At 44.1% G+C, this 21381-nt stretch carries 19 protein-coding genes; 16 read left to right on the top strand and 3 right to left on the bottom strand.

What is annotated here, in order from left to right; translation table 11 throughout:
• The first annotated feature begins 308 nt into the window (after nucleotides 1-308).
• From G5B60_RS05440 to G5B60_RS05385, 12 genes are read left to right on the top strand one after another with little or no spacing between them, the layout of a single operon-like run.
• Entirely contained in the window at nucleotides 309-1784 is a 1476-nt protein-coding gene (locus G5B60_RS05440) for an LCP family protein (protein ID WP_164683053.1), read from the top strand.
• Between the two features lie 10 nt (nucleotides 1785-1794).
• A complete protein-coding gene (gene cps4B / locus G5B60_RS05435) occupies nucleotides 1795-2526 on the top strand; it encodes a capsular polysaccharide biosynthesis protein Cps4B (protein ID WP_164683052.1) in 732 nt (243 codons plus the stop codon).
• Nucleotides 2527-2534: 8 nt separating this feature from the next.
• The gene (locus G5B60_RS05430) at nucleotides 2535-3221 is read left to right on the top strand and encodes a Wzz/FepE/Etk N-terminal domain-containing protein (protein WP_164683051.1); all 687 of its coding nucleotides are present in this window, start codon (nucleotides 2535-2537) and stop codon (nucleotides 3219-3221) included.
• Between the two features lie 13 nt (nucleotides 3222-3234).
• On the top strand, nucleotides 3235-3954 hold the full coding sequence (locus G5B60_RS05425; RefSeq protein ID WP_164683050.1) for a tyrosine-protein kinase: 720 nt from the start codon (nucleotides 3235-3237) through the stop codon (nucleotides 3952-3954).
• 18 nt (nucleotides 3955-3972) lie between these two features.
• On the top strand, nucleotides 3973-5355 hold the full coding sequence (locus G5B60_RS05420) for a sugar transferase (RefSeq protein ID WP_164683049.1): 1383 nt from the start codon (nucleotides 3973-3975) through the stop codon (nucleotides 5353-5355).
• On the top strand, nucleotides 5356-6531 hold the full coding sequence (cps2T, locus tag G5B60_RS05415; protein WP_164683048.1) for a beta 1-4 rhamnosyltransferase Cps2T: 1176 nt from the start codon (nucleotides 5356-5358) through the stop codon (nucleotides 6529-6531).
• Nucleotides 6532-6534: 3 nt separating this feature from the next.
• A complete protein-coding gene (locus G5B60_RS05410; protein ID WP_164683047.1) occupies nucleotides 6535-7473 on the top strand; it encodes a glycosyltransferase family 2 protein in 939 nt (312 codons plus the stop codon).
• 9 nt (nucleotides 7474-7482) lie between these two features.
• Nucleotides 7483-8511 (top strand): glycosyltransferase family 4 protein, encoded by a 1029-nt coding sequence (locus G5B60_RS05405; RefSeq protein ID WP_164683046.1) that lies wholly within the window; start codon nucleotides 7483-7485, stop codon nucleotides 8509-8511.
• Between the two features lie 18 nt (nucleotides 8512-8529).
• Nucleotides 8530-9744 carry an O-antigen ligase family protein gene (locus tag G5B60_RS05400; RefSeq protein WP_241154507.1) on the top strand — a complete coding sequence of 405 codons (1215 nt, stop codon included), beginning with the start codon at nucleotides 8530-8532 and terminating at the stop codon, nucleotides 9742-9744.
• 24 nt (nucleotides 9745-9768) lie between these two features.
• On the top strand, nucleotides 9769-10923 hold the full coding sequence (locus G5B60_RS05395) for a glycosyltransferase family 4 protein (protein WP_164683045.1): 1155 nt from the start codon (nucleotides 9769-9771) through the stop codon (nucleotides 10921-10923).
• Between the two features lie 15 nt (nucleotides 10924-10938).
• Complete coding sequence (locus G5B60_RS05390) at nucleotides 10939-12366, top strand: oligosaccharide flippase family protein (protein WP_164683044.1); 1428 nt, start codon at nucleotides 10939-10941, stop codon at nucleotides 12364-12366.
• Between the two features lie 18 nt (nucleotides 12367-12384).
• A complete protein-coding gene (locus G5B60_RS05385) occupies nucleotides 12385-13596 on the top strand; it encodes a nucleotide sugar dehydrogenase (protein WP_164683043.1) in 1212 nt (403 codons plus the stop codon).
• Nucleotides 13597-13625: 29 nt separating this feature from the next.
• Here the strand turns inward: G5B60_RS05385 and G5B60_RS05380 are convergent, their stop codons facing one another.
• Genes G5B60_RS05380 through G5B60_RS05370 form a run of 3 tightly spaced genes read right to left on the bottom strand, consistent with a single transcriptional unit; the run spans nucleotide 13626 to nucleotide 15428 of the window.
• Nucleotides 13626-14189 carry an ECF transporter S component gene (locus G5B60_RS05380; RefSeq protein ID WP_164683042.1) on the bottom strand — a complete coding sequence of 188 codons (564 nt, stop codon included), beginning with the start codon at nucleotides 14187-14189 and terminating at the stop codon, nucleotides 13626-13628.
• Nucleotides 14190-14197: 8 nt separating this feature from the next.
• Entirely contained in the window at nucleotides 14198-14749 is a 552-nt protein-coding gene (coaC, locus tag G5B60_RS05375) for a phosphopantothenoylcysteine decarboxylase (protein ID WP_164683041.1), read from the bottom strand.
• Nucleotides 14742-15428, bottom strand: a complete 687-nt coding sequence (locus G5B60_RS05370; protein ID WP_164683040.1) for a phosphopantothenate--cysteine ligase — start codon at nucleotides 15426-15428, stop codon at nucleotides 14742-14744. Before G5B60_RS05370 ends, coaC begins: the two co-directional genes overlap by 8 nt.
• 170 nt (nucleotides 15429-15598) lie before the next feature.
• On the opposite strand from G5B60_RS05370, the gene G5B60_RS05365 reads away from it, so the two are divergent.
• The 4 genes from G5B60_RS05365 to dapA all read left to right on the top strand — a co-directional run bounded on the left by G5B60_RS05365 (nucleotide 15599) and on the right by dapA (nucleotide 21339).
• The gene (locus G5B60_RS05365) at nucleotides 15599-17269 is read left to right on the top strand and encodes a formate--tetrahydrofolate ligase (protein WP_115269544.1); all 1671 of its coding nucleotides are present in this window, start codon (nucleotides 15599-15601) and stop codon (nucleotides 17267-17269) included.
• Between the two features lie 148 nt (nucleotides 17270-17417).
• Nucleotides 17418-19001, top strand: a complete 1584-nt coding sequence (cls, locus tag G5B60_RS05360; protein WP_241154553.1) for a cardiolipin synthase — start codon at nucleotides 17418-17420, stop codon at nucleotides 18999-19001.
• 288 nt (nucleotides 19002-19289) lie between these two features.
• Nucleotides 19290-20366, top strand: a complete 1077-nt coding sequence (locus G5B60_RS05355; protein WP_164683038.1) for an aspartate-semialdehyde dehydrogenase — start codon at nucleotides 19290-19292, stop codon at nucleotides 20364-20366.
• A 43-nt stretch (nucleotides 20367-20409) separates the two neighbouring features.
• Complete coding sequence (dapA, locus tag G5B60_RS05350) at nucleotides 20410-21339, top strand: 4-hydroxy-tetrahydrodipicolinate synthase (RefSeq protein WP_164683037.1); 930 nt, start codon at nucleotides 20410-20412, stop codon at nucleotides 21337-21339.
• Nucleotides 21340-21381: the final 42 nt, after the last annotated feature.

Raw genomic sequence — 21381 nt, 5'->3', positions numbered from 1 at the left:
TAGTGAGTGTTAAAGTCCGTATCGCCAAAATAATAAACTAAATATACATAAAACATCATTATAATACACCATTAAAAATGGTGTATTTTTTTTGTATAAAAAAGATAAAACTGTTGAAATGTACTTGTTTAAAATATCCTCTTTTTAAAGAATGCTATGCTATTTTAAGACAAAAATATGGTAAAAGCACAAAAATATAGAATATTAGAAAACGCCTAAAAATGCGTAAAATAAAGGGTTTGTATTGACATTGTACACTTAAAAGGAGTAGAATAAAGCGTAATATCTTTTAATAAAAAGGAGTTTCCATGACTCGTTCTAGTCGGAGTCGTCGCAATAGACGAGAGAATAAAAACTCTAATTATACATTATTGATTATCAATTATGTGCTGTTTGCAATCTACTTAATTTTATATTTATACGACATTTACACCATGTACAGCTACAATTTCTTGGCCTTTCGCTATGTCAACGTCTTGTTGACGGTTGTCTTGTTAGCGGTTTTGGTGGTGAGTTTGATCTTGTTGCTCTTAAGGCGCGCGCCAAAGACGACGACCACACTTCTAGCACTGTTTTCAGTAGTCACCTGTGCGATTCTGTTTGCTTTTCGCTCTGCCATTAACCTCGGAGAGAGCCTAAACAAGTCCACTTTTTACTCGGAAGTGGAGATGAGTGTGGTGGTGCCAAAGGACAGCTCTATCACCTCCATTGACCAAGTGACGACGGTTGACGCACCAACCTCTAGTGATTCAGAAAACATCACAGCGCTTCTCGATAAGGTCAAGTCAGACAAGGGTGTCAGCCTCAAGACGACAGAAGTGGACTCTTATCAAAAAGCTTATACCAACCTTATGGATGGTAGCTCTCAAGCCATGGTCTTAAACAGCGCCTACTCGAGTCTCCTCGAGCTGCAGAACAAGGACTTTAGCTCTAATCTTAAAACCCTCTACACATACAAGATTAAAAAAGCGACTAAGTCTACCACAACGTCTGCCAATAAAGACAGCTTTAACATCTACGTGTCAGGGATTGATACCTACGGTTCTATCAGCACCGTGTCTCGCTCGGATGTCAATATCATCATGACGGTCAATCTCAAGACCCACAAGATTTTACTGACGACGACGCCACGAGACAGCTATGTGCAAATCCCAGACGGCGGTAACAACCAGTACGACAAGCTGACCCACGCTGATATCTACGGCGTTGACACCTCTCGTAAGACTTTGGAAAATCTCTACGGCATTACCATTGACTACTATGTCCGCCTCAATTTCACCTCCTTCCTGAAGTTGATTGACGCTATTGGTGGCATTACGGTCTACAACGACCAAGCCTTTACCTCTTACACCAATAAAAACTACAGTTTTGAAGTGGGCAATGTCACTCTGGACTCTGCTGGAGCACTCGCCTTTGTTCGTGAGCGCTATTCGCTAGAAAATGGGGACAATGACCGTGGTAAGAACCAAGAAAAAGTCATCTCCGCCATTGTCAATAAGTTAGTCTCTCTCAACTCACTAACCAAGCTATCAACCATTGTCTCTAACTTACAAGACTCTATCCAGACCAATATGCCACTGTCTGACATCATGGAAATCGCCAACTCCCAGTTGTCCTCAAATGACAAGTTCACCGTGACTTCACAAGCTGTGACAGGAACAGGCTCAACAGGGGAATTGCCCTCTTATGCCATGCCATCAGCCAGTCTCTACATGATGCAACTCAACCAAGACAGCATTGATAAAGCCAAGGCAGCCATCAATGCCACACTAAATGCCAACTAAAGGAACGGGTATGATTGATATTCATTCACACATTGTTTTTGATGTTGATGATGGTCCAAAGACCCTAGAGGAGAGCTTAGCCCTTATTGGAGTGAGCTACCAACAAGGGGTGCGCACCATCATCTCGACCTCACATCGGCGCAAGGGCATGTTTGAAACGCCTGAGCGCACCATTCATGAGCACTTCCGAGTGGTCAAGGAAGCGGCAGAAGAGCGCTATGAAGACCTCACCATTCTCTATGGCGGTGAGCTCTTTTACACCGAGGACTTGCGCCAAAAGTTGGAAAAAGGAAAAGTGCCCACACTAAACGGTACTCGCTATGCGCTGATTGAGTTTAGTATGCTCACACCATGGCGAGACATCCACTCAGCCCTCACCAAGGTCTTGATGTTAGGCATCACCCCGGTGGTCGCCCACATTGAGCGCTACAATGCTCTTGAGTACAAGGCGGATCGGGTGCGGGAGTTGATTGACATGGGCTGTTACACTCAAATCAACAGTAACCATGTGCTCAAACCTAAGCTCTTTGGTGATAGCGAGAAGCTCTTTAAGAAGCGTGCTCGCTATTTTCTAAAGGAAGACTTAGTCCACTGCGTTGCCAGTGACATGCACAATCTGGATAAGCGCCCGCCTTACATGCAAGCAGCTTATGAAACTATCTTTAAAGATTATGGGCGCCATAAGGCGCATGCCTTATTCAAGGGCAACCTTGAGAAAATCATTAGTAACCAAGTATTATAGGAGACCGTATGAACGCGAAGGAAACTTCAACCATTGAAATTGATGTTATTGTCTTGCTTAAGAGCTTGTGGCAGAAAAAGTTCTTGATTCTTTTTGTGTCCTTGCTTGTCGCTGCACTCGCCTTTTTAGGCTCAACTTTCCTCTTACAAAAGGAATATACTTCAACGACACGGATTTATGTGGTCAATCGTACCGATAACAACATCACCAATCAAGACCTGCAAGCTGGTAGCTACTTGGTCAATGACTACAAGGAAATCATCACCTCAGCGGATGTCATGAACCAAGTCATTGACAAGGAAAACTTGTCCTTGACACCAAGCGAATTGTCTAAGAAAGTAGCGGTCACTATCCCAACGGATACCCGTGTCATTTCCATCTCTGTGGAAGATAGCAACGCCAAAGAAGCCGCTCGTCTAGCCAATGCCGTTCGTGAAGCGGCGACGACAAAGATTAAGGAAGTAACTAAGGTGGAGGATGTGACGACGCTTGAAGTCGCTAAGGTCTCAAATACCCCATCCTCACCAAACACCAAGCGCAATACGCTTCTTGGCTTTTTAGTCGGTGCTTTCCTCTCTATGGCAGCTGTCATCCTAGCAGAAGTGCTCGATGACCGTGTCAAGTCAGCCGAAGATGTGGAAAACAGACTGGAGCTCACCCTCCTAGGCACTGTCCCTGATATGAGTAAACTATAAGGAGATACGATTGATGACACGTTTGATGATTGCTTCTAAAAAGCAAAGCTTATACGAGAAAGCCGAGGAGTATTACAACTCTATCCGTACCAATATCCAGTTTAGCGGTAGCGATATTAAGAGTATCGTGTTGACCTCTGTGCAACCCAACGAAGGCAAGACCACAACAGCAGTCAATCTTGCCATTTCCATGGCTAAGGTGGGCTTTAAGACCCTTTTGATTGATGCGGATACCAGAAACTCTGTGCTGTCAGGAACTTTCCGAGCAGAGGGCAGTGTGGTGGGTTTGACCAGCTATCTGTCTGGCAATGCCGAGTTGGCAGAAGCCATCTGTGAGACCGATATCCCAAACCTCATGGTCATCCCAGCAGGGCAGGTGCCACCAAATCCTACTCACCTCTTACAAAATACCAATTTTACCCACATGATGGAGATGACCAAGCAGTTGTTTGATTATGTGATTATCGATGCGCCACCGATTGGCTTGGTCGTGGATGCGGCTATTATCGCCAAGAGCTGTGATGGTGCCATTATCGTGACCGAGTCTGGCGCCATTAAACGCCGCTTTGTCCTCAAAGCCAAGGAGCAGCTCGAACACAGCGGCACCCAGTTTTTAGGGGTCATTCTCAACAAAGCTGCAAATAGTGTGGGCAGTTATGGTGGTTATGGTAACTATGGGGAGTATGGACAGAAAGAGAAGAAAACTCAGAAGAAATCTCGTAGGAAAAAGTAGTTTTAGGAAGGAAATGCGATGCACAGTGAAACCTCTATCAAAAAGAGCCTTTACCTTATCGTAGATAGTTTAGCAATTGTTTTCACTTTTTTGATACTATCTCGTTTCTTTAGCTATCCTTTCTTGCGCAATCCTAAATTTCTATTTGCCGTCGTTTTTTGTAGCGCCTTATATGCCGTATGGTTTGATCACTACTCGGATGTTTTATCAAGAACTTACAGAGAAGAAATAAAGCCAGTCATTGTTTTTTCGGTAGAGCTACTTGTTATTAGTATTCTTATTATCTATGCCGGTCGTTTTTTAGGAAATTTTGAAATTTTAAATTTAGGTGGACGGTATTTACTGAGTCAACTGATCTGGTCAACAGCTTTACTCCTTTTAGGACGTTATTTGGTTAAAGGCTTGACGAAAGAGCTTTTCATTGAAACGTCAAATGTTATCCTATTAACCAACTTTACGAATGAAGCAGAATTAGTGACCCAGCTTCACCAAAATGGCTATCGTGTCTTAGCTTACTTTAGTCACCAAAATCCAGTGTCGACTTTTCTTGAAGTGCCTGTCTTACACGATTTTGAGCAGATACGTTATCTCTTATCGCACAATGAGGTGCAGGAAGTTTTTGTCACCAGTGACGCTTTTAGTGATTTCAACCGTGAACGTGATTACTTCAATGCTCTCGTTATACCTGTGAGTCTCGCCTTTGATGAGAATGTAGAAGGTAATCTTTCTGCCTTGACTTTTCATAAAGTCGGAACGATTGCAGCACTCACCTCCTCGCTCAATCATATCCACTACCGTAGTCTCTTGTTTAAGCGCTTGTGTGATATTGTTTTTAGCCTGATTGGGCTGGTGCTTACAGGGCTTGTCGCTATCATCATCTATCCTATTGTACAAATGCAGTCTAAGGGTCCGCTTATCTTTAAGCAAAAGCGGGTGGGCAAGAATGGCAAGGTCTTTGAAATCTATAAGTTTCGCAGCATGTACTTGGACGCTGAGGAACGCAAAAAAGAGCTGATGGCGCAAAATGAGCTGACCTCTGATTTGATGTTCAAGATGGACAATGACCCTCGTATCTTTCCCTTTGGGCAGAAAATGCGCAACTGGTCTCTGGATGAGCTGCCGCAGTTTATCAATGTTTTAAAGGGCGACATGTCACTTATCGGCACACGTCCGCCAACCTTGAATGAATACGAAAAGTATGAGTTACATCACTTTAAGCGCTTAGCCATGAAACCAGGTATCACAGGCATGTGGCAGGTCAGTGGGCGCAGTAACATCACGGACTTTGAAGAAGTCGTTGCCCTTGATTTGTCCTACATCAAAAATTGGTCGGTCTGGCTCGACATCAAAATTTTTCTCAAAACCATCAAAGTCGTTTTAGTGAAAGAAGGGAGTAAGTAAATGCCTCAATCGGTTTATATTGTAGGTTCTAAAGGCATACCTGCTAAGTATGGAGGTTTTGAAACCTTTGTGGAAAAGTTGACGGAACACCAAAAAGACACAGCTATCCACTACTATGTGGCTTGCATGCGTGAAAACTCAGCTAAGTCTAATATCACAGCAGATGTCTTTGAGCATAACGGTGCGACTTGTTTCAACGTTGATGTGCCTAAGATTGGTCCAGCAAGAGCCATTGCCTATGATATTAAAGCCTTGAATCGTGCCATTGATATGGCAATTGAGAATCAGGATGAGGCGCCGATTTTTTACGTGCTTGCTTGTCGGATTGGTCCTTTTATCAAAGGCATTAAGAAAAGAATCAAAGCTATTAACGGCACCCTCTTGGTCAATCCAGACGGTCACGAGTGGTTGCGTGACAAGTGGTCAGCGCCTGTGCGTCGCTACTGGAAAATTTCTGAGCAGCTGATGGTTAAGCACGCTGACCTTTTGGTCTGTGATAGTAAGAACATCGAAAAGTACATCCAGACTGACTACAAGAAGTATCGTCCACAGACGACCTATATTGCTTACGGCACGGACTTATCTAAATCCTCTTTGACACAAGAGTCTGACAAGGTGCGTCAGTGGTTCACCGACAAAGAGGTCACTGAAGGCAACTATTATCTTGTCGTTGGGCGTTTTGTACCAGAGAATAACTACGAAGCCATGCTCAAGGGCTTTATGGCGTCAAACTCTCAGAAGGATTTTGTCTTGATTACCAATGTCGAGCACAATGCTTTTTATGACAAGCTGCGTAGAGAAACAGGCTTTGACAAGGACCCACGTGTCAAGTTTGTGGGGACGGTCTACGACCAAGACTTGCTCAAGTACATTCGTGAGCAGGCTTTTGCTTATTTTCATGGGCATGAGGTGGGAGGCACTAACCCCTCACTTTTAGAAGCGCTAGCGTCTACGCCTTTAAACTTACTTTTGGATGTTGGTTTTAACCGTGAGGTGGGTGAAGAGGGCGCCCTCTATTGGGCAAAAGATAAACTCACACAAACCATAGAGCAGGCAGAAGAGCTGTCAGAAGAAACGCTAGCAACGATGAAAGATAAAGCTTATCAACGTGTAGCAGACGCCTACAATTGGGGCACGATCGTTGCGGCCTATGAAGATTTGTTTTTAGAAGGGTAAATCATGACAAAGATTGCAATTATGATGGCAACCTACAATGGGGAAAATTATATCAAAGAGCAGCTCGACTCGATACTTTCGCAGACCAATCGTGACTGGACCTTGTTTATCCACGATGATAAGTCTAGCGATCAAACGCCTGGGATATTAGCCGAGTATGCCGAGAAATACCCTGAAATTGAAGTCATCACAGACAGCAGTGTGGTGGGTGGCAGTTCAGAGAAAAACTTTTCAGCCATTCACAAGTGGGTCAGCACTCACTATGATTTTGATTATTTCATGTTTGCGGATCAGGATGATTTTTGGTATGACACCAAGGTTGAGGACAGTCTCAGAACGCTGATGTCAGCTCCAAATTACCACACCAACCCTGTCCTTGTGCATACGGATTTAGAGATTGTGGATCACAATCTCAGTCAGCTAGGGGAGTCCTTTTTTGATTACCGTGCCTTAGACGCTTCGGTCACAGACCTAGCCCACTTACTGGTGCAGAATAACGTCACAGGCTGTACCATGTTTTGGAACAAAGCCCTGAATGAAAAGCTCAACCTCGATAGTGACGCTGTCGCTATGCACGACTGGTGGATAACGCTCGTTGCAGCTAGTTTCGGCGACATCATCGCTCTAGATAAGCCTACTATAAAATACCGCCAACATGGCAATAACGTTGTCGGAGCGACTAAGGTCAACACACTTGGCTTTATTGTCAAGCGCTTGCTGGGCAATGCCCACGTCAAGCAGACCCTAACCCTGTCCTTTAAACAAGCAGAAGCCTTTTACAAGGTTTATGTCAACCAGCTAGACACCAAGTCCAAGGCGATTTTAGAGCGCTTTATCGCTATTCCGCAGAAAAATAAGCTGTCCAGAATGTACCAAGTCACCAAGTACGGCTATCTCAAGCAAGGCAAGGTGCAGGTCATTGGTGAGCTGCTCTTTATATAGGAGGTCAGTGTGAAGATTAATATTATACTCCCTTTTAAGCGAATGACCGGTGGCATTCGGGTGGTTTATATTTACGCCAATTACCTCGTTGAGCAGGGGCACGACGTTGTCTGTTATGTGCCGATGATTAGCTATAAGGGAAAGGGACAGTCTGCGCTGTATCGTCTCAAGGCGTCTTTAGGCAATACCATTAAAAAAGAGCAGTGGTTTGACCAGAAGTTTTCGCTGAAGTTAGTTCCTTATATCAATGACAAGTTTATACGAAAGGCGGATGTCACCATTGCGACGGCTTGGCAAACAGCCTATGATGTCGCTCGTTTTTCAGCTCAAAAGGGACGAAAATTCTATTTTATCCAAGATTACGAGATTTTTAACGGGGATAAAGAACAGGTGGAAGCGTCCTATGACTTACCCCTGCATTTGATTACGGTCACCAATGGTCTAAAAGAAACACTGGCACAGTTTACCTCAAAGCCCATTGATGTGGTCTACAATGGGCTATCTGATGAGGAGTATATCATAGGCGACAAGCCACAAGAAAAGTCACCAAGTCTTGTGATGATGTACCATGAGAGCGAGCACAAACGCACTCAAGACGGCTTAGCCATTATCAAGCGCTTGAAAGCGAAGTATCCCAATCTAGAGGTCAATATCTTTGGGCGTCGGATTCCAGAAAAATTACCAGAAGCTTATCGTGTTGCGGTCAATCCAGAGCGTTCGGTGATTTTAGACATGTATCGCCAGTCCGATATCTATCTGTTTACCAGTGATATTGAGTCTTGGGGGCTGCCTATTGTCGAGGCAATGGCTAATAAATGTGCCGTCATCGGCAGAAATCGAGGCGCTCTATCTGAGCTGGGAAATCCCAACAACGCTGTTATCGTTGAGAGCTTAGAGGACATCGAAGGGGCAGTGGTTTCTCTGATAGAGGAGCCAGAAAGACTCCAAAACCTCCAAGAAGCAGCCTACCAGACTGTAAAATCACTACACTGGAGGCACTCTTGCCAACAGTTTGAGGGGCTTTTACGAGAAGATTAAAAGAAGTGGAGAGATGCTTTGTTATTCAAAAAGCTGATGACCAATATCATGCTACCGTTTTGGCTCCTTTTAATGGCAGTGTTGTACTTGGGGCAAAATATCAATGCGCTGATTATAGCAACTTTTGTGCTAGCACTAATATATTTCTCGATTTCTCAGCGAAAAGTCATACTGTCTAAGGATGATATTCCCATACTATTGTTTATCTTTTATTATCTGACCATTACTTTATTGAATGGTCAAAATATCATGGGGATTGTCATCCGCTTTATCTGTCTTCCTGTCATTGTGGCTGTTTTGACGCCCAAAGAAAGGCAAGCTAGGATAAATCTTCTCAAGCAGTTTCGCAATTTTATTGGTCTGACGGCGATATATGGTGTTATTGAGTATCTGATTCACTTTAACTACATGGTTTACTTTGTCAAAATCGACGCCGTTGAGTGGATGATCACCATGAATAACGCCTTATTTTACTATACCAGCTCTATCTTTTTGCATTATACCTATTTTTCGTATGTGCTTCTTTTAGGGTTTATTTTGGAGTTGGTGTTGCCTTATAGGCGTAAATGGCTTAGTCTTTTGTATCGTTTTTTGCTGATAATCGCTATATTCTTATGCCAGTCTCGTATTGTCTGGATTGCCCTTCTTTTTGTACTGCTTATCAATTGGCTGGTTTACACACCCAAGGTAAGAATAGAACAGGGAAAACTTATCAAAGGGATGATTGTTTTTGTCTGTTTGCTTGTCTTTTCTGTGGTGTTTAACGTCTTTCAATTTCTCTTGAACTATATCACCCAGCGCTTCACGTCTCTATTTTCCTATGGTTTATCTGACGGATCGCTTGGTCAGCGCTTTGGAACTTTGCAGAATTGGGGGCAATATTTTGATGTCAGCAGTGTGAGGGCTATCTTTGGTTCTGGGTTTGGGGGCATTTCAGATTACTTGAGGACCTATTCTTACTTTTCTGGCTACAGCACAGCGGACTCCACCATTACCATAGTGCTGGTTGAAGCTGGGATAGTAGGGCTGGTCTTGCTTGTTCTTTCACTGATTGGCCTTTTAGTGCAGGTGATAAGGGCTAGGAGTCCGTTTTCTCGCTTAGTGCTACTGTTAGTCATTGGCAGTTTATGGACCAGCTTAACCATCGATTTTACTGCCAATTATGTTGTATTATATCTGTTTTACGTTGTCCTTATAGTGTCTTTGATGCTGATAAGAGGCGATGAGAGATGATATTTGGATAGGTTTAGAGGTATTATGAAACACAATATTATGTATTTTTCCTCGGTTTCCGATTTGTCTTCGGGAGCGAGTCATTCATTGGTCAAGTTAGTCTCCTTGGTGCAAAAAGCAGGTCACAATGTCCTCGTTATTTTGACAGAACATGGTCCTATAGAGGAGAAGCTACGAGAAGAAAACATTTCCTATCATGTCGTTAAACAATGCAGCTGGAATGTCTGGATGAAAAATATAGCAGACAAAAAGGACCTGGAGTATCGACTCAAATACCCGCTCCGAAAAGCAGTCAATAGACTGGCTGTCCAAAAAATCGCACAGCTCGCTCGAGAGTATCAGATTGATATCATTCATATGAACACCTTGACGTCCTTTGTGGGGGCTGAGGTTGCCAAAAAAGAAAACATCAAGCTGGTCTGGCACATGCGTGAATTTATGGAAGAGGACTTGGGAATAGAGTTTTGTTATCCCGATAAAGCAGTAGCTCTTGTCAATCAAGCTGACGCTACCATTGCCATTTCCAAGGCAATTGATGACAAGTTTTCCTCTGCTTTTGCTGTTAATCACCACGAGGTTATCTATAATGGCGTCTCTATTGAGGATTACTTTATCGATAAGACGCCGTTCACAGCTGAGCCCATTCAGCTGTTGTCATCGGGGCGTATCATGCCAGGCAAGGGGCAGAAGGATTTGCTTTTAGCCCTTGCTTCCTTGCCAGAAAAGGTTCGCAACAGATTTGCCTGTGACATGATTGGCACCGTTGAAAGTCAAGAGTATTTTGATGAGCTTATGTCCATCAAAGACAAGTATCATCTCGACAACGTCCATTTTCATGGCTTTCAAAAAGATACGAAAGCTTTTTTTGAAAAGGCAGATGTCCTTTGTGTCTGCTCTAAAAAAGAAGCCTTTGGACGCATTACTGTTGAGGGCATGCTCTCAGGTAGTCTAGTGATTGGAACTAACTCTGGCGGCACAAAAGAAATTATCGATGATGGCAAGACTGGCTATCTCTACACTCCGGGAAATGCAGACGAGCTGAGTGCCATTTTGCTAGCCGTCGTTGAAAATCTAGAGCAAGCGCAGACAATTGCTAAAGCAGGGCAGAAAAAGGCAGGGCAGACTTTTTCAGATACCGCAAATGCCAATGCTGTCCTGTCCCTTTATGAGCGTTTGTAGAGGATGGAGGCGAAAGTGAAAAAAAACTATCTCTATTTATTTAAAAACATCGGCTTACTGACACTCAGTAACTTTGGCTCTAAAATCCTCGTCTTTTTGCTGGTACCGCTCTACACGAGTGTGCTCACTACAGCAGACTATGGGACTTATGACTTATTTTACACCTCGATTGCTCTGTTGATCCCGATTTTGACCTTGAATGTGTCAGAGGGAGTGCTGCGATTTGCGCTGGATAAGGATCAGGACGAGAGCATTATCTATTCTATTGGCTTGAAGGTGACAGGTATTGGCTTTTTAGTCTTAGTAGCAGCTTGTCTGCTGAATGCTATTTTCAACGTCTATCCTTTATTAAATGAATATGCTTTCTATTTTATCTTGCTCTATCTCACCACAGCGCTCTACCAGCTATTGACTTCTTTTATTAGAGGAATTGACAAGGTCGCTGTTTTGTCAGTGGCGTCTGTTTTAAACACAGTAGCCATTCTTGTGTTTAATATTTTATTTTTAGTCGTCATCAAAGGAAGCTTGATTGGCTATTTTTGGGCAAATATCTTGGGAACTTTGCTGCCGAGTGTCTACCTTATCTATAAGATTCATCGCTATCAGATTCGACCGACCAGACGGCAAAATAAAGGCTTAGAGCGAGAGATTATCGCTTATAGCCATCCGCTGATTTTAAATTCCTTAGGTTGGTGGCTCAACAATGCCGCAGACCGCTACATCGTCATTGCTTTTTGTGGCGTGGCAGCCAACGGTGTCTACTCTGTCGGCTACAAGATTCCCTCTATTTTAAATATTTTCGCCAATATCTTTAATCAAGCGTGGGTGCTGTCTTCTGTCAAATCGTTTGATAAAAAAGAGGACACTGTCTTTTTTGAAAAAATCTACAGCAACTACAACATGATGCTTGTGGTCTTGTGTTCTATTTTAATTGCCATCAGCAAACTGCTTGCGACCTTTTTGTATGCCAATGCTTTTTATGAAGCTTGGATTTACGTGCCCTTTTTACTGATTGCTAATGTCTTTGGAGCGATTTCAGGATTTGCGGGCGGTATTTTCTCAGCGGCTAAAGACTCTAAAATCTACAGCGTATCCACCTTGATCGGAGCAGGCGCTAATATCGTGTTTAATCTGATTTTGGTCTACTCTATCGGTGTTATCGGGGCGGCTATCTCTACCATGGTGTCTTACTTTATTGTTTGGGTGATTCGCTTGTACACGATGAAAAAGTACATCTCCTTTGAGATTGCACTCTGGCGTGACTGCCTGGCTTATCTCATCTTAGTCGTCCAATCTGTCGCTCTCATGGTGATAGGAAGAGACAGTATCATGTATCTCTCACAATGCGTGGCAATCGTCTTATTGATTCTCCTCTTTAGAAGGGAATTAACCGACCTCAAAACATCTCTTTTTGCCATGTTTCACCGAAAATCTTCGACTTAATTATACAAGGAGGCAACAATGAAAATCGCAATTGCAGGTACAGGCTATGTTGGCTTATCCCTAGCCACGTTATTATCGCAAAGTCACGAGGTGACTGCCGTTGACATCATCCCAGAAAAGGTAGAGATGATTAACCAGCGTCTCTCACCCATTCAAGATGACAAGATTGAGGAGTATTTTGCGACTAGAGAACTCCATTTGACAGCGACGCTGGATGCGCAGGCTGCTTATCGTGAGGCGGATTTTGTCGTCATTGCAGCGCCAACCAACTACGATAGCCAGAAAAATTTCTTTGACACGTCAGCGGTTGAAGCGGTTATTGAGCAAGTGCTCGCTGTAAATAGCACAGCCATCATGGTCATCAAGTCCACCATCCCTGTTGGCTATACCAGCTACGTCCGTGACAAATACCAGACCAACCGTATCCTCTTTAGCCCAGAGTTCCTCAGAGAATCCAAAGCTCTTGAGGACAATCTGCACCCATCCCGTATCATTGTAGGGACAGACTTAGCAGACCCAGCGCTAACGCAACAAGCGCATGCTTTTGCGGAGCTTCTAAAAGCAGAATCTCTTGACCCAGACACGCCAACACTCATCATGGGCTTTACAGAGGCAGAAGCGGTCAAGCTCTTTGCCAATACTTATCTGGCTCTGCGTGTGTCCTACTTTAATGAGCTGGACACCTATGCAGAAAGCAGAGGGCTTGATACTAAGCAGATTATCGAGGGTGTGGGCTTAGACCCTCGGATTGGTAGCCACTACAATAACCCAAGTTTTGGCTATGGCGGCTATTGCCTGCCGAAGGACACCAAGCAGCTCCTTGCCAATTACTCTGACGTGCCACAGAACATGATGACAGCCATCGTTGAGAGCAACCGCACACGTAAAGATTTCATCGCTGAGCGAGTCTTAGCCTTGGCAGGTTTTGATGAGAAGCAGGCCGAAGACATCGTCGTTGGGGTTTATCGCTTGACCATGAAAAGCAATAGTGACAATTTCCGCCAAAGCTCCATTCAAGGCGTCATGAAGCGCATCAAGGCTAAGGGCGTTAAGGTCATCATCTTTGAGCCGAGCTTGGAAAAAGGCACACGCTTCTTTGGCAGCGAAGTGGTCAATGACTTAGAAACCTTCAAACAGCGTAGCCAAGCCATTATCGCCAACCGATATGACAGCAGTCTAGACGACGTCAAAGACAAGGTTTACACCCGTGATATTTTTAGAAGAGATTAAAAAACTCATACTTAGTATGAGTTTTTTGTCTAGCGTCGTTTTAAAACAGGGACAATCGCCACTGTCAAAATGACGGAAATGATAAGTTCAACCAGAGAGTTGGCAGAGAGGATAACCGCAAGGACATTTTTAAAGTCATTGCCATAAAAACTGCCAAAGAAAATGTAAATCCCAAGTAGGACAAAGATAGTATTGGTCGCAGAACCCACAGCTCCAGCTAGTGCCAAGCCAAATTTACCATGAATCCACTTGGCGATATAGTAAGGAAAGATACCGATGAGTATCCGAGGTAAAAAGGCGATGATAAGCGAAGCCAAGTTTCCATTTTCTACAAAAGGTGAAAAGAGATAGCTCGACGGCATGAGAACTGTAGTATTGACAATCAAGCTAAGAAGCCCCATAAGCCCACCCAAGGTCGCTCCAATGCGAGGACCATAGATGATGGAGGCGATAATAACAGGAATGTGGACGATGGTCGGTCTGATGGGTACTGGCCAGAGGTTAAAGACCAAGCTCGAGAGGAAATGAATAACGAGCATAATGGCAAAAAAGATAGCGATAATAGCAACGTCTGATGATTTTTTTCTTTTCATAAAAACTCCTAAAGTGTGTGTAGTGTGTCCTTGACAGTTTGGATGATGACGTCCAGATTAGCCAGTGCGCCACGTCCAACATCTCCGCAAGCAAGTAGACTCTCACGAGGTTCAATCTCTTGAAAGCCAACTTGTTTGAGGAGAGAGAGATTGGCTTGGGTGATAGGGTTGTCATACATGTTGGTATTCATAGCAGGCGCCATGAGTTTTGGGGTGCCTTTGGGAAGCGCAAGGGCTGTGCTGGTTACGATATTGTCTGCAAAGCCGTGTGCTAGATGAGCGAGGGTATTTGCTGAAGCTGGCGCTAGTAAAAAGAGGTCGCAGGTCTTAGCCAGCTCGATGTGGTTAATCGCCTTGGGGTCACTCTCTTCCATGACGTCCAGATGAACGGTATTTTTCGAGAGGATTTGTAGCGTTAGGGGTGTGATAAACTGACTAGCAGCCTGTGTCATGAGGACATGCACATCGTAGCCAGCTTTTGTCAGTTGATTGGCGAGGTCAGCTGACTTATAGGCGGAGATACTGCCTGAAACAGCTAAAAGAATTTTTTGTTTAGTCATGAGTCACCACTTTCTGATAAATAAGCTGCGCAATCTCCTCCTTGCTGTTTGCTTCAAAGGCATTATCCTCAGTGAGGAGATAAGCATGATGGCCTTTAGAGTCAATCTCAGCGAGGTCATTGGCTAGGATGTAGTCTGCTTGGTTACGCTTGAGACTGGTTCTAGCAACTGAAAACAGCTCATCTTTTGGTGCATCGACCAACAACTTAAAGCCAACAAGGAGAATGTCTGGATTCCAAAGCTTGATATGCGAGATCAGTTTGGGCGTTTTCTTGAGAAACAGCACCTGATAGTCGCTGCTTGAAGCGATTTTAGCTTCTGTGTTTTCTTGATTCAAGAAAAGAGCAAGGTCGCTAGAATTGCGAGCGGTTTCAAAATCTGTCATATAAATAGGGCTGTAGTCAGAAACTGCCATACTATGAATGATGACATCATGCGTCTTGACCAGCGGCTCAAGTGTCTCTTTGAGACTAGCGACATCAGAAACAAGATAAATAGTAAGATTTTCATGATCTGACGGCTTGATTGCCTGCGCTGTTGTGACCAAGGTAACACGGTGTCCTTGGTCTAAGAAGGTCTTAGCCATGATACTACCAAGTCTACCTGTAGCGTGATTGGTAATACCACGCACACGGTCAATTTTTTCGGTTGTTCCGCCAGAAGTAATTAAAACGTTCATAGTCCTATTGTAGCGAAAAAAAAGATATTCGTAAAGGTTAAAATCATTTGGTCACAAAAAGGAAGAGAAGTTACGCCAAATAACGAACATTAAAATAATAAGTGTTAAAAACGTGCGTTTTTTAGAGATGTTTGCTATAATACTATTATAACGTAAAAGAGGGGTGCCAAATGAAATCTGATATCGAAATTGCACAAAGTGTGACTTTAAAGCCGATCACTGAAGTGGTTGAGCAAGTAGGGATTGGCTTTGATGATTTGGAGCTTTACGGCAAGTACAAAGCCAAATTATCATTTGACAAAATCGAAGAAGTTAAGAACAACAAACCAGGTAAGCTTATCCTTGTGACCGCTATCAACCCAACACCAGCAGGCGAAGGAAAGTCTACCATGTCCATCGGACTTGCTGACGCTCTCAATAAAATCGGCAAAAAAACCATGATTGCTCTACGTGAACCGTCTCTTGGTCCTGTTATGGGGATTAAAGGCGGAGCAGCAGGAGGAGGTTACGCTCAAGTCCTTCCTATGGAAGACATCAACCTCCACTTTACAGGGGACATGCACGCCATCACAACGGCAAACAATGCTCTGTCAGCCTTGATTGACAACCATCTCCACCAAGGCAATGAGCTAGGCATTGATCAGCGTCGTATCATCTGGAAACGTGTGGTTGACCTCAACGACCGTGCGCTTCGTCATGTGACCGTTGGTCTTGGTAGCCCTGTCAATGGTATCCCACGTGAGGATGGTTTTGATATTACGGTAGCGTCTGAAATCATGGCAATCTTATGCTTGGCAACTGACCTTGAGGACTTGAAAGAGCGCTTAGCCAACATTGTCATCGGCTATCGCTATGACCGCACACCTGTCTATGTCAAGGATTTGCAAGTAGAAGGCGCTTTGACACTTATCTTAAAAGACGCTATCAAGCCAAACCTTGTCCAAACCATCTATGGTACACCTGCCCTTGTTCACGGTGGTCCATTTGCCAATATCGCTCACGGCTGTAACTCTGTTCTTGCGACAACAACAGCTCTTCGTTTAGCGGACTACACCGTTACAGAGGCAGGATTTGGAGCTGACCTTGGTGCTGAGAAGTTCTTGGATATCAAGACTCCAAATCTACCAACAACACCAGATGCGATTGTCGTTGTGGCAACGCTTCGTGCCCTCAAAATGCACGGTGGTGTGGCTAAGGCAGACCTCACTCAAGAAAATGTCCAAGCTGTCAAAGACGGTTTTGCCAATCTTGAACGCCATGTGCAAAACATGCGCAAATATGGCATTCCAGTAGTTGTAGCTATCAATGAATTTGTTACAGATACAGCCGATGAAATCAATGCTTTGAAAGAACTCTGCCGCTCAATTGATGTCCCTGTAGAGCTTGCTAGCGTCTGGGCTGATGGTGCAGATGGCGGCGTTGACCTTGCCAAAACACTTATCAAGACCATCGAAGAAAATCCAGCGAACTACACACGTCTCTACGACGATAGCGATGATTTGGAAACTAAAATCACTAAAATCGTTACAGAAATCTACGGCGGAAAAGCAGTGACCTTTGGTCCAAAAGCCAAAACACAACTCAAACAATTCGCCCAGTTTGGTTGGGATAAATTGCCGGTTTGTATGGCAAAAACACAGTACAGCTTCTCTGACAATCCAAGTCAGCTTGGAGCACCAACAGACTTTGACATCACCATACGTGAGTTTGTGCCAAAAACAGGTGCTGGATTCATCGTTGCTTTGACAGGAGATGTCATGACCATGCCTGGTCTACCTAAAAAACCAGCTGCGCTCAATATGGATGTCGCTCCTGACGGCACAGCTATCGGACTTTTCTAATGTATGAGAAAGTCAAGCCTAGCTTGGCTTTTTCAGTTATCATGACTTTCTCTCTTTCTGTAAATTTTTGGTCAATTTTACTCACAAGGTTAGCTATTTATGCTATAATGGAACAAATGTCATTTTTATGGAAAGGTAGGATAAAGCAATCGCAACCCAAAGTCAATCCCAATCAAAACCCGTTTACCTGCTGAAAAAAGGACAGCGTGGACTAAAACGGATGTTGTTTAGTCGATCGATACTGATTATTTTGCTCCTGTTATTACAGATTATTTTTTTAGCAGAAGCTTATATTTGGCTAGACCAGTACCGCACATGGTTCTTTGTCATTGAACGTCTCTTGTCACTTGTCGCCATTTTTTACCTTATCAATGGGGAGATGGACGCCCTATCACGAGTGACATGGCTCATTTTGATTATGATAGCGCCGCTTTTAGGGTCGGCTCTCCTTCTCTATACACGCCTTGACCTTGGTTATCGAGGACTCCAGAGGCGAATTGATGTTGTGACTGAGGAGTCGGCACAGTTTTTACAGACAAAGCCTGAGATTTTAGCTGCTCTAAAGAGCAATGCTTCGACCACTTACCATTTGGTGCGTTATTTTGAAAAATGCCGTGGCGATTTTCCAGCCTATCAAAATACGCAGGTCACTTATTTCCCGTTGGGAGAAAACTTCTTTGAGGACTTTAAAAAAGAGCTCTTAAAAGCTGAAAAATACATTTTCCTAGAGTTTTTCATCATTGATGAGGGACTGATGTGGGGGGAGATTTTAAATATCCTTGAGCAAAAGGTTGCTGAGGGTGTTGAGGTGCGTGTCATGTATGACGGCTTGATCGAGATTACCAAGCTCTCAACCGACTACGCTAAGAGACTAGAGGCAGTAGGCATTAAAGCCAAGGCTTTCTCACCAGTAACACCTTTTTTATCCACTTACTATAACTACCGTGATCACCGCAAAATTGCTGTTATTGATGGTGAAGTTGCCTATACGGGTGGTGTCAATCTTGCAGACGAATATATCAATGTTATTGACCGCTTTGGACACTGGAAAGACACAGCTATCAAGCTAAAAGGGGATGCGGTGGATAGTTTCCTTGTTATCTTTTTACAGCTATGGTCTACTACCGAGCGTGAGTTGATTGTTGAGCCTTATCTGGTTGAGCATGAGACTTTGCCTGACACTAGTGGTTATGTCATTCCTTATGCGGACTCACCACTTGACCGAGACAAGGTCGGCGAAAATGTCTATATCGATATTTTGAACCATGCCAGACAATATGTCTACATCATGACACCTTACCTTATCCTTGATAGCGAGCTTGAGCATGCTATTCGCTTTGCGGCTGAGCGGGGTGTAGATGTCCGTATCATCATGCCGGGTATCCCAGATAAGCCCATGGCTTACAACTTAGCAAAGACTTACTACCGTCAGCTCATGAACTCTGGGGTCAAAATTTATCAGTACACACCAGGATTTGTCCATGCCAAGGTCTTTGTCAGTGACCATACCAAGGCTGTGGTGGGAACGATTAACCTTGATTATCGCAGTCTCTACCATCACTTTGAGTGTGCGACTTATCTCTACAAAGTGGACGCCATCAAGGACATCTATGCGGACTTCCTTGCTACCCAAGAAAAGTCTGAATTGGTGACTGTCGAGATGTTGAAAAAGCGTCCCTTGCACCAGAAAATCGCTGGTTCTCTTGTCAAGACTATCGCTCCACTTTTATAGTAGCCAAGAAGGCAAAAATCTGCTATACTAGTTTTATGCGATGAGTCGATAAGTGGCATTGCCACTTTCGTTTAGGGAGGTCATTAACGCAGGAGCGGACTTTGGTTAGTTGTGTGAACCTGCTAACCACACTTGAAAAAGTGCCCTTGTGCCGAGAAGTTTTCTCGGCTTTTTTTGTTAGCAATTTCACCATTTTCAGTCTTTTCAAGCGCTCTAAAAAGTAGTATAATGGTGTTATTATAATTTTAGAAAATTTTGAACGTGAAAAGGATTTTGGAGGTACGTTTTATGGCTTATACCGTTGCAGTTGTAGGTGCTACTGGTGCTGTTGGGACACAGATGATTAAGCAGCTAGAGGATTCTACACTTCCTATCGAAAAACTTCGTTTACTCTCATCAAGTCGCTCTGCAGGAAAGACTTTACAATTTAAGGGACAAGACATCGTTGTCGAAGAAACGACAGAAGAGTCATTTGCGGGTGTTGACATTGCCCTCTTTTCTGCTGGCGGCTCAACCTCTGCCAAATATGCACCTTATGCTGTCAAAGCAGGTGCTGTCGTTGTAGACAACACGTCTTATTTCCGCCAAAATCCAGATGTGCCACTGGTTGTTCCTGAGGTCAATGCGCATGCGCTAGACGCTCACAATGGTATCATTGCCTGCCCTAACTGCTCAACTATCCAAATGATGGTCGCTCTTGAGCCAGTGCGCCAAAAATGGGGACTTGAGCGTATCATCGTATCCACTTACCAAGCCGTCTCTGGTGCGGGAGCTCGTGCTATCGAGGAAACCAAGCGTGAACTGAAAGAAGTTGTCGTTGATGGTGTTGACCCTAAAGACTTGAAAGCAGATATCCTGCCAGCAGGTGGCGACAAAAAACACTATCCAATTGCCTTTAACGCTCTTGCTCAGATTGACGTCTTTACAGACAATGACTACACCTACGAAGAGATGAAAATGACCAATGAAACCAAGAAAATCATGGAAGATGATGAGATCAAGGTTTCAGCGACATGTGTGCGTATTCCAGTCTTGTCAGCACACTCTGAGTCTGTCTACATCGAGACAAAAGAGGTCGCACCAATTGATGAGATCAAAAAAGCTATCGCAAACTTCCCAGGTGCTGTGCTAGAAGACGACCCATCACAGCAAATTTACCCACAAGCAGTCAACGCAGTCGGTAAACGTGAGACCTTTGTCGGACGTATCCGAAAAGACTTGGATGCACCAAAGGGTATTCACATGTGGGTAGTTTCTGATAACTTGCTTAAAGGTGCTGCTTGGAACTCTGTCCAAATTGCAGAGACTCTTCACGAGCGCAACCTTGTTCGCCCAACAAAAGACCTTAAATTTCCATTGAAATAACGTTGTGTCAAAAGGTATTTGGAACAATAGAAAAGAGAAGCCTATGTCAATTATGGATTTAAAAGATGTGAAGTTGATTACAGCCTTGGTAACGCCGTTTAACGAAGACGGCTCCATCAATTTTGATGCGCTTCCAAAGTTGATTGAACACTTGCTAGACCACCACACAGAAGCTCTGCTATTAGCTGGAACGACAGCGGAAAGCCCAACGCTCACGCACGATGAGGAGCTAGAGCTTTTTGCTGCGGTGCAAAAGATTGTGGCTGGGCGAGTGCCTTTGATTGCTGGTGTCGGCACAAACGACACGCGTGACTCGGTGGATTTTGCAAAGGAAGTGGCAGAGTTTGGTGGCTTTGCTGCGGGGCTTGCTATCGTTCCTTACTATAATAAACCAACGCAAGAAGGGCTTTATCATCACTTCAAGGCAATTGCAGATGCGAGCAGTCTTCCGATTATCATCTACAATATCCCAGGACGTGTGGTTGTCGAGCTAGCGCCAGACACCATGCTCCGACTCGCCGAACACCCAAATATCATCGGTGTTAAAGAATGCACGACCTTGGACAATATGGCTTATTTGATTGAAAACAGACCAGATGACTTCTTGGTTTATACCGGTGAGGATGGCGAAGCTTTTCATGCTATGAATCTGGGAGCTGATGGTGTTATCAGCGTTGCTTCGCATACCAATGGTGATGAGATGTATGAGATGCTTCAAGCCATCGAGGCTGGCGATATTAAAAAAGCTGCTAAGATTCAGCGTCAGTTCTTGCCAAAAGTCAACGCTCTCTTTTCTGTGGCGAGTCCTGCACCAGTCAAGGCTGTGCTCAATTACCTTGGCTTTGATGTAGGACCACTCCGCCTTCCTTTGGTATCGTGTACAGAAGAGGAAGCGGACAAGATTATCCGAGTTGTTTTAGGAAAGACCAAGCGCCCTCACTATGTGACAGGTGTCCTTCGTCCAGACTACTAAGCGCTTGTACTCAAGTTTTCACGCTTTTTCAGTCCTAAAACT

This window comes from Streptococcus hyointestinalis, from assembly GCF_011039275.1.
GTDB classification, from domain to species: domain Bacteria; phylum Bacillota; class Bacilli; order Lactobacillales; family Streptococcaceae; genus Streptococcus; species Streptococcus hyointestinalis_A.
Note: the sequence above shows the minus strand (reverse complement) of the source record. Positions and strands in the feature narration are given on the sequence as shown.

Excerpts from the sequence above, each read along its gene's own strand:
- G5B60_RS05385 (WP_164683043.1), top strand. The coding sequence starts at position 12,385 with ATGAAAATCGCAATTGCAGGTACAGGCTATGTTGGCTTATCCCTAGCC.
- G5B60_RS05420 (WP_164683049.1), top strand. The coding sequence starts at position 3,973 with ATGCACAGTGAAACCTCTATCAAAAAGAGCCTTTACCTTATCGTAGAT.
- cps4B (WP_164683052.1), top strand. The coding sequence starts at position 1,795 with ATGATTGATATTCATTCACACATTGTTTTTGATGTTGATGATGGTCCA.
- G5B60_RS05380 (WP_164683042.1), bottom strand. The coding sequence starts at position 14,189 with ATGAAAAGAAAAAAATCATCAGACGTTGCTATTATCGCTATCTTTTTT.
- G5B60_RS05410 (WP_164683047.1), top strand. The coding sequence starts at position 6,535 with ATGACAAAGATTGCAATTATGATGGCAACCTACAATGGGGAAAATTAT.
- G5B60_RS05365 (WP_115269544.1), top strand. The coding sequence starts at position 15,599 with ATGAAATCTGATATCGAAATTGCACAAAGTGTGACTTTAAAGCCGATC.
- G5B60_RS05440 (WP_164683053.1), top strand. The coding sequence starts at position 309 with ATGACTCGTTCTAGTCGGAGTCGTCGCAATAGACGAGAGAATAAAAAC.
- G5B60_RS05430 (WP_164683051.1), top strand. The coding sequence starts at position 2,535 with ATGAACGCGAAGGAAACTTCAACCATTGAAATTGATGTTATTGTCTTG.
- dapA (WP_164683037.1), top strand. The coding sequence starts at position 20,410 with ATGTCAATTATGGATTTAAAAGATGTGAAGTTGATTACAGCCTTGGTA.
- cps2T (WP_164683048.1), top strand. The coding sequence starts at position 5,356 with ATGCCTCAATCGGTTTATATTGTAGGTTCTAAAGGCATACCTGCTAAG.
- G5B60_RS05425 (WP_164683050.1), top strand. The coding sequence starts at position 3,235 with ATGACACGTTTGATGATTGCTTCTAAAAAGCAAAGCTTATACGAGAAA.
- coaC (WP_164683041.1), bottom strand. The coding sequence starts at position 14,749 with ATGACTAAACAAAAAATTCTTTTAGCTGTTTCAGGCAGTATCTCCGCC.
- G5B60_RS05395 (WP_164683045.1), top strand. The coding sequence starts at position 9,769 with ATGAAACACAATATTATGTATTTTTCCTCGGTTTCCGATTTGTCTTCG.
- G5B60_RS05370 (WP_164683040.1), bottom strand. The coding sequence starts at position 15,428 with ATGAACGTTTTAATTACTTCTGGCGGAACAACCGAAAAAATTGACCGT.
- G5B60_RS05355 (WP_164683038.1), top strand. The coding sequence starts at position 19,290 with ATGGCTTATACCGTTGCAGTTGTAGGTGCTACTGGTGCTGTTGGGACA.